The organism is Cryobacterium frigoriphilum (genome assembly GCF_004403305.1).
GTDB lineage: Bacteria > Actinomycetota > Actinomycetes > Actinomycetales > Microbacteriaceae > Cryobacterium > Cryobacterium frigoriphilum.
This window is the reverse complement of sequence record NZ_SOHE01000020.1, coordinates 1-1,355: the sequence shown is the minus strand read 5'-3', so window position 1 is coordinate 1,355 and position 1,355 is coordinate 1. Positions and strand designations below refer to the sequence as shown.

The following is a 1,355-nucleotide window of genomic DNA, read 5'->3' as shown; positions in this document are numbered from 1 at the left end:
GTTCGTCGCGAGCCCTCTGACCATCCATCCGTTGGGTTGCATCTGTTGGGTCGGGGCGGTGGGGGTGAAGCTGATGAGGTCGCTGATGCGCACGGCCGGTGTTCCGGGAGTGATCACGGTGATGGGTACGGCCTGGTTGCAGGGATCGTCGGCTTCGCCGGGAAAACACACGCGATAGTACCGGTCGGGCCAGATCTCGACGAGTCCCGGGCCGGGCTGGTCGCCGGAATAGGATGCGATGATCCGGTCGGGCACGGTTCCATCGGGTGCTCGAGCGGCGTTGTAGACGTCGGAGGTTTTCTGCGCATAGGCCTTCTCCTCCGCGGTCGCTTCCTCCTCCTTCTCCGCTTCCGTAGCGGCATCAGCACTGATGTAAATGTCATCCTCTTCGACGGCGGCCCAGGCAGTCGGGCACTCCCCAGTAGACAAAAGATCCTTCGCGCAAGGGGGCTGTGTAGGAGTCGCCGCGGACGGCGAAGCACTCCAAAGAATCACGAGTAGAGCCAAAATCGAGGCACACATTGAGCTCAGTAAACTCCGGAAAATCAACACACGCCGCCGCCCATCCAAATGTCGCTGTGTCCGACTAGAAGCGAATTGCCCTCCGCATTCCAGTCGAAACTCACCTCGAAGGGTGTCCGGTCTGGCCGCCCCGGCTTAACCGTCGACGCCCCAGAGGCGTCGAGGACGTCTGTCCCCGTAAGAATTTCACACAGGTACACAACAACGACACCGACTCCGCCTATGGCCTGTTCATCGACGCGCTGGAGGACGACCTTGTCAAACTTGAAAGAGCCCGTTAAGCGTTGACCGCGTGCCTGAACCCTTTGGTAACCATCAAGCTCGACTTCGAGTAAGTCCCCGGTCGCCACGGTCCGGAGCCGGTCCGCGTTCGCTCCGCCCTCGGAGAATATCAATGTGGCGACTTCTTCGTAGGCGGCATAGGCGTCAATTGCGGCGGCGAGGGCTTCGTCGTCGTTGGCGAACACCGGAGCAACGGCGGTGGTCGGTGACGGCGCGGATGTCGGGGGAGCGGGATCGGGGGCGGCGGCGCATCCGCTGAGGCCGACAGCTAGAGCGAGAGCAACGAGTTTCGGCAGAAAATTGCGGGAATGTGGTCGCATGCGGTCACCGTAGGGCACGGACGCCGTCCGTGGGAGTTATCCACAGCCCCAATCTCGTAGGTTGGGGATTAGTTCCGCAAGTGAGCAGGTTTAGCGCTTCCCGCGTTGCTTCCCGTGTTGGCGCGAATAGTGCTCACTGGCGGGGTGTGGGGTCGTTTGTGGTGTGGCAGCCGATGCCGTCGGGGTCTTCGAGGCAGTTTTTGGCGACGAGGGCGGTGGTGATGACCCAGG

At 61.8% G+C, this 1,355-nt stretch carries 2 protein-coding genes; both read right to left on the bottom strand.

The features are described from left to right. A partial coding sequence (locus E3T55_RS05235; protein WP_198418521.1) for a hypothetical protein occupies positions 1-429 on the bottom strand: 429 nt, incomplete at its 3' end. A gap of 116 nt (positions 430-545) precedes the next feature. Beyond that, positions 546-989 (bottom strand): hypothetical protein, encoded by a 444-nt coding sequence (locus E3T55_RS05230; RefSeq protein ID WP_134518531.1) that lies wholly within the window; start codon positions 987-989, stop codon positions 546-548. Positions 990-1,355 lie beyond the last annotated feature (366 nt).